Genomic DNA, 6147 nt, shown 5'->3' with positions numbered 1-6147 from the left:
AAAGGAACAAAAAAAGAAACCTGAACAGTTCAGGTTTCGAGTGGAATAGTCAATTTAATTTTGGTTCCTTTCGCAGGTGAAGACTGAACGTTCAATGCCCCGCCGATCGCTCTTGCACGTTCTTCCATACTGAATAGTCCCACTCCTCTTTTGGCATGTGTTTCAGAGAACCCTACCCCATCATCTATAATATAAACGGTAAGTAGATTGTCTTTTTCTATTAGTTTCACAGCTGCTTCCTGAACTTCGGCATATTTTCTTACATTGGTTAAAGCCTCTTGTATGATTCGATAAATGGTTGTTTCTACCGTGGGAGTTAATCGGCAATTTACGGTGGTTGAAAATTTCACATTTAATCCGAAAGATTTGTCCAAACGTTGCAAGAAAGAACGAATAGCAGGCAAGAGTCCAAGCTCGTCCAATGCGGAGGGCCTCAGACCCCATGACATATCTCTTACGCTCTGGATGAGATGACTAATATCACCTGTCATTTGTTCAATGAGTGGATGCTTCATATCCTGCTGCAATCGGTGCATACTGATTAACAAGCTGTACAGTTCTTGTCCAATTCCGTCATGAAGCTCCCTGGACACTTGTTTTCTTTCTTCCTCTTGCACGTTAATTAAACGCTGAGTCATTTCTTTTAATTGCTGTTCAACCCGTTTCCGTTCTGTAATTTCGTTTCGTATGGCTAAATATTGATAAGGCTTTCCATTTTCATTCAGGAAAGGAACAATGGTCGTATCAACCCAATAATACGTGCCATCTTTCGCCCGGTTTTGAATTTCACCTTTCCATACGTTACCAGTTCCGATTGTTCTCCAGAGTTCTTTAAAAAACTCTTTAGAGTGATAGCCTGAATTCAAAATCCGGTGATCACTGCCAATCAATTCTTTGACCTCATACTTGGATATTTCACTGAACTTTTCATTCACATAACGAATTGTCCCTCTTCGATCGGTGACGGCGACAATCGAGGATTCATCTAACGCGTATTTAAGATCCAGCAATTCTTTCAAGTATTGATATGCATCACTATCGATCACGGTTCTTTCCACGAGGTTCTGTATAGTTATAAAAAAACGTTTTTCGCCATTTTCCACCCACTCTTGAACCACTAAAAATACAGGAAAGGGATTACCTTCTATAGGGGTAATGTACTGTTGCATCAGTACCCCTTTCGAACAATTGAATAGTTTATTAATTTCAAATTCAAGAAATAAATCAGAGATATGAACATCTTTATCTATCAGCTTGAAAAGTTGTTTCGCTTTTTCATTTGCCGTCAATACATATCCATTTTCATGGACGACAAGAAACCCTTCCTGTCCTTGAGTCGCAGCGACATTCGTATAAGTGCTGCTGTTAATCATGACTTGGTCTCCTTTCCTTAAGGTAAGGTAGTATACGCGACCGAAAACCTTCCCATTCTTCTTTAACGGGCAGAGGATGTTCTTCTCTATAACCAATGAGCAATACTGCTCCAAAGATCTGCGGAGATGTTAATGGTATCGCTACAAAAGACTGCAGCTTTTCTGCTAAAACGATTGGATATTTCGTAATTTCATAAGGAAGATGATTTCGATTTTTGCATAAAAACGGTCTTCCTGTCTGCATCACGGTTCCCGCTACTCCGTAGCCATAGGAAAGTTCCATACGAGAGTACTTGTCATTCAAAGGATTTAAAGCATAAGTCCATTTAATTTTTTGTGCAACATCATCCCATTCAGCAATCGCTATTAAAGCAGCGTTCAACTCTTGTTGAATCCCCCTGCAGACATCCCCTATAGTTTCTTGCATTTTTCTCCATCCTTTACTAAATAGAATACCCTAATAGTCCTCGCTTCCAGGCGTACTCGACAAGCTCCGGCCGTGTCTTCAGCTTCAGCTTTTCCATAACCCGAGCCTTATGAGCCTCTACCGTCTTAACACTTATGATCAACTTGCTGGCAATTTCCTTATTGGAAAAACCTTTAGCAACAAGCGCGAGAACTTCACGTTCACGGTCTGTCAACAATCGATAGGAATCTGCTTTCCTATCATTTCTTATCTTTTCCATGTAATCTTCCATCAGGCGCTTCGTTGCGGATGGATACAAATACGCATCGCCGCCTGCAACCTGGCGTATAGCCTTTACAAGTTCGTCATGCGGGGCGTTTTTTAATATGCATCCGGAAGCCCCTAATTCTATGGCTCTGAATAAATACTCTTCATCATCGTGCATCGTTAAAATCAAAATTTGAGTAGCAGGGAACTGTTTTTTGATTTCTGAAGTAGCGGATAATCCATCTTTCCCGTGAGGCATTGAAAGATCCATTAAAACTACCTGTGGAGACTTTTGTTCAACTTGCTCATAAGCTTCATCTCCTTCGGAAGCCTCTCCTACTACCTCAAAATCATGGACAGCATTCAATAACATAGTCAAACCGGACCGGACGACCGCATGATCATCTACAATCACTATTGAAATCATCTTTTTTCTCCCTTCACTAGCTGAGCTTCAAACCAACGCCACTCGATTCGATCTTTACGTCTGACAAATTCCATCTCTATACCTAAGTCTTTCTGTAATAATTCTAATAAATCCTTCTGTTCCAAAGGAAACGTCTCAATATAAGACTTGTATTTGAATAAGATCCCGTTTTGGTCAACCTCAATCTCCACGGCATCCGTTTCTGAGTATTCTAGAATTAACTTAAGTGTCGTCTGAAGAAGTCGAAAGACCAGAACGCTCTTATGGGGCATTACCTCATTCAACTTGTAGTACGTTGGAAATTCAATATTGACTCCATAGCGCTTTTCTACTTGATTAAGATAACTTTTAAAAGCTACTGCAAGTCCATACTCATGATAAGATAGAGGATAAATCTCCTTCGATCGGTTTCTCATCTCCTCGATTAAATGATTAAGAATTACTTTCACATCTTCTTTGTGGCCCCCATTGATCTCCAAGCGGTGCAAAGCACTTGTTAAAAGATGGGCATATCTCTCATGCAAATCATAGGACATATCAAAAAGCAACGATTCATACATCCGAGAAATGATGTGCGTCGGGGAAGTCACGGTCATGTTTAATCACCTCTCCTGAACAGATTCTTACCTTCTATCCTACACCGATAATCGATGGACCGATATTAGGGCATTCCCTTATTTTGTTGAGAAACATTTCTGCATAAATTTGGAGATAGGAGAGAAGCTATTCATGGAGGTGAACGATATGGAACCTTATTTATGTCCGAATTGCAAAACGAATCGTTCCAGATTCAATATCATTGAGCAACGTCCGAAAGCTGTTAAAATTAACCCTAAAACCGGGGAAGTAGAAACCGAATACACAAATGAAAACCTTGATGTGTTTCATATGGCCTACAAAGGTCCCTCGAAAAAAATCCAGTGTGGATCTTGTGGTCTCATTGAGGATGAACAATCATTTATCGCTTACGCCAATCATAATCGTTTATCATAAAACAAAACTTCTGGTCATCCAGAGGTTTTGTTTCGTTCTTATGGCGTATTTTATAGAAAAAAGTAACTCGACCAAATAAGCAGAACCGTCATAAATAGGGACAAAGCGAACACCGGTATACATAATTAGATAGTAAAGCTCCAATAAGGTCCCTGAGTCTGTTAACGCAAAAAGAAGCCCCGCTTTTATTTAGCTGGGACTTCTCACTATTTGTTCATGCTTGAAAGGAAATCACCTAGTAGATCTTCCTCATCTTCATCGTCTTCAACAGTCTCTTCATTGGCTTTTTCATGTAATTCCTCTTGGAGATTGTCCATACTTAACCCGTCAAGTTCATCATCGATGTCTTTCCAATTATCGTCTGAATCTTCTTCTGGTAAAGGTCCTAAATCAATATCTGGTACTTCAAGAGGATTGTGGTCCTCTGCAGCTGCTGCTTCCTGCTCCTGTAAATAGAGGGCTTCATTGATGTCATAAGCATTGCTGTTCAACGAAGCCAAAAGACTAGTAGCTCGTATAGGATCCATCATGAGTTGATATAAGATACTGCCAATAAGTGCTTCCGAATGTTCATGCTTGATCCAATTCCGTTGTTCTTTTGTAAGTGGTTTTGGGAGAGGAATTGTCACCGTTTCCTTACCTTTGGTGAGTGATTCATTGACTCCATTAAGGACGAATTGTGCGATTTTGCTAGAAAAATTTCTTCTTTCGGTGTCTTTCAGATGAGAGAGTTGCCTCAATAAATGGTCTGGTGTATCCGAGGGGACTCGAAATGTGATCGATTGTCCCCTCTCCACACTTTTTTTAGATTGGCTCATATCATACCATCACCTTACTTAGATGAGGCTGTCTTCTGCTCTTCTTTCTTGTTTTCTTTACCAGCAGGTTTGGAGTTTTTGCGGATGAAATCGGAAATTAGTTTGTAATATGCATTCGCCATCATCCAAATACTTTCATTCTCATCTTCAAAGAACTCGATATTGAAACCATCAAGCTTATTGTTCAATGTTTTGATGTATTCTTTAAGGACTGCAGATCCGCCACCTACGAAGTAGCAAATCTCTGATTGAGAGTTTTTCTGCCATACATTTCTTAAGTAGCGATACTGCTTTTTAGCTAGCTCAAGAAGAATGCGGTCTGTTATATCATGAACGTTCGTACGGCTACCTTTAACCATAATGTGGTGACGATCGTTATTACGAGTGATGATATCAACGACATCTCGTCGACTATCCAGCTCGACTCCGTGTTTTGTTAGTATTTCATCTCTAATCATCTCGAGGGATTCAGACACTCCCAGATTGAAGCCTTGGGCTTTGTCATCATCTACATTACGATTGCGGATAACTGCGATATCTGTAGAGAGCCCACCAATATCCTGAATAAGAATTTGTTTATCAATAAGCTCTTTATTAATAATATTCAAATCGTTATCCATGACAAGGTTAATATAAGCAGCAAATCCTTCTGGATACACTTTTACCTCGTCGAATTTGATATTAACTTTCATGCCTTGATATTTAGGTGTGACTAAGAATTCCACCTGGTGAACGGAGCCTAATAGCTGAGAACGGTACCCGACGTCTTTTCCTTCTTTTACTTCACGGAGAGGTAGCCCTGTTCCTAAAGTATAGTTTGCTTCAACGACGTTATTTTTAGCGGATTGTGCATTTTTACCTTCAACTGCATCAATGGCTAATGAAGCAAAAAGCATGATTAATGTCTGATCTTCCTCTGACTTATAACTGCCAGGATCTAATTCAGTAGAATTAGTCGTCTTCGTTGCTAAGTTCCCGACACGATAGATCGCATTGTTTTCTTTTAATGCAGGTGAATGCACTCGAATATGTAGGTTATCGAGTGGATCTTTTTCATCTAAATCTTCAATTCCAATAACTGGACGATCTTCTAAATCCCTTGCGATAACATTTGGAATATATAAGGATGATTCTAGTTTTCCAAAGTTTGCTTTCACTGCATCATTTCCAACATCAACAGCTGCAATTCTTGAGTTTGTCATAAAAACAGCTCTCCTTTTAATTTGCTAGATTTTACCTCGTTCTTCTCTAAATCTATTAAATAAAGAGAAAGAAGTCAATGCGCCTTTTGATGTGTTCAAATCTGTTTGCACGCACACATTAACGTATACATGCACACAAACATGTACACATGCCTCCAAACCAATATGTACACATTTTTGCATTCTTGCATACGTAAACGCAAACATATTGATTACATTTTGTTTGCATGTATTCTTTTTTGTGTACATATTAAAATTAACTAGTATTCTACAAAAATAGACACAAAAACACGGACTGAGCTAATACGCACTTTTCAAAATCGCGGTCTAAGTGTTGGGTCTTTAGAAGTATGAATAAATGAAGACTAATCAAATAACTAATATAATAAAAAAAGCCCCCTACTCTAGTTAGAATAGAGGGGCATTAATTAACGATTGATATAGGTACTGAATAAATCTTCAAGTTTACTAACCAATCCGAGAGTCATGAGCCCATTTCCTTCAGCGGTTTTTTTATAACCTAAAGGTGTGGTACGTTTAATAAGCTGAGAGAAAATTTCTGCTTCTGACATCCGCCGTTGGAATTGCTTCTCTACTAAGGGGATAAGAAGAGCAAGTCCCCCGGAAACATGCGGAGTAGCCATAGATGTACCTGAAAGCC

8 protein-coding genes are annotated in these 6147 nt (G+C 39.3%); 1 reads left to right on the top strand and 7 read right to left on the bottom strand.

Going from position 1 to position 6147, the window contains the following annotated elements:
- Positions 1–29: 29 nt before the first annotated feature.
- The 4 genes from LD39_RS13590 to LD39_RS13575 are packed head-to-tail and all read right to left on the bottom strand — an operon-like array spanning position 30 to position 3069.
- Positions 30–1373 carry a sensor histidine kinase gene (locus LD39_RS13590; protein ID WP_081988450.1) on the bottom strand — a complete coding sequence of 448 codons (1344 nt, stop codon included), beginning with the start codon at positions 1371–1373 and terminating at the stop codon, positions 30–32.
- Complete coding sequence (locus LD39_RS13585) at positions 1366–1800, bottom strand: GAF domain-containing protein (protein ID WP_052158870.1); 435 nt, start codon at positions 1798–1800, stop codon at positions 1366–1368. Before LD39_RS13585 ends, LD39_RS13590 begins: the two co-directional genes overlap by 8 nt.
- 16 nt (positions 1801–1816) lie before the next feature.
- Entirely contained in the window at positions 1817–2473 is a 657-nt protein-coding gene (locus tag LD39_RS13580) for a response regulator transcription factor (RefSeq protein WP_035547889.1), read from the bottom strand.
- Positions 2470–3069: a hypothetical protein gene (locus LD39_RS13575; RefSeq protein WP_035547886.1), complete on the bottom strand. Its 600-nt coding sequence runs from the start codon at positions 3067–3069 to the stop codon at positions 2470–2472. The genes LD39_RS13580 and LD39_RS13575 overlap by 4 nt, the downstream gene beginning before the upstream one ends.
- A gap of 148 nt (positions 3070–3217) precedes the next feature.
- On the opposite strand from LD39_RS13575, the gene LD39_RS13570 reads away from it, so the two are divergent.
- The gene (locus LD39_RS13570; protein ID WP_035547892.1) at positions 3218–3466 is read left to right on the top strand and encodes a hypothetical protein; all 249 of its coding nucleotides are present in this window, start codon (positions 3218–3220) and stop codon (positions 3464–3466) included.
- A gap of 206 nt (positions 3467–3672) precedes the next feature.
- On the opposite strand, the gene LD39_RS13565 is transcribed toward LD39_RS13570, so the two are convergent.
- The 3 genes from LD39_RS13565 to LD39_RS13555 form a co-directional block, all read right to left on the bottom strand.
- Complete coding sequence (locus LD39_RS13565) at positions 3673–4284, bottom strand: hypothetical protein (protein ID WP_035547881.1); 612 nt, start codon at positions 4282–4284, stop codon at positions 3673–3675.
- Between the two features lie 14 nt (positions 4285–4298).
- Positions 4299–5486 carry a ParM/StbA family protein gene (locus LD39_RS13560; RefSeq protein WP_035547878.1) on the bottom strand — a complete coding sequence of 396 codons (1188 nt, stop codon included), beginning with the start codon at positions 5484–5486 and terminating at the stop codon, positions 4299–4301.
- A gap of 428 nt (positions 5487–5914) precedes the next feature.
- A partial coding sequence (locus LD39_RS13555; protein WP_035547875.1) for a S8 family serine peptidase occupies positions 5915–6147 on the bottom strand: 233 nt, incomplete at its 5' end.

This window comes from Halobacillus sp. BBL2006 (assembly GCF_000786645.1).
Lineage (GTDB): Bacteria > Bacillota > Bacilli > Bacillales > Halobacillaceae > Halobacillus.
This window is presented reverse-complemented; position numbering and strand designations above follow the sequence as displayed.

What these genes read in the sequence shown, in the direction of transcription:
- LD39_RS13580 (WP_035547889.1), bottom strand. Translation starts at nt 2,473, where the DNA reads ATGATTTCAATAGTGATTGTAGATGATCATGCGGTCGTCCGGTCCGGT.
- LD39_RS13585 (WP_052158870.1), bottom strand. Translation starts at nt 1,800, where the DNA reads ATGCAAGAAACTATAGGGGATGTCTGCAGGGGGATTCAACAAGAGTTG.
- LD39_RS13590 (WP_081988450.1), bottom strand. Translation starts at nt 1,373, where the DNA reads ATGATTAACAGCAGCACTTATACGAATGTCGCTGCGACTCAAGGACAG.
- LD39_RS13560 (WP_035547878.1), bottom strand. Translation starts at nt 5,486, where the DNA reads ATGACAAACTCAAGAATTGCAGCTGTTGATGTTGGAAATGATGCAGTG.
- LD39_RS13575 (WP_035547886.1), bottom strand. Translation starts at nt 3,069, where the DNA reads ATGACCGTGACTTCCCCGACGCACATCATTTCTCGGATGTATGAATCG.
- LD39_RS13570 (WP_035547892.1), top strand. Translation starts at nt 3,218, where the DNA reads ATGGAACCTTATTTATGTCCGAATTGCAAAACGAATCGTTCCAGATTC.
- LD39_RS13565 (WP_035547881.1), bottom strand. Translation starts at nt 4,284, where the DNA reads ATGAGCCAATCTAAAAAAAGTGTGGAGAGGGGACAATCGATCACATTT.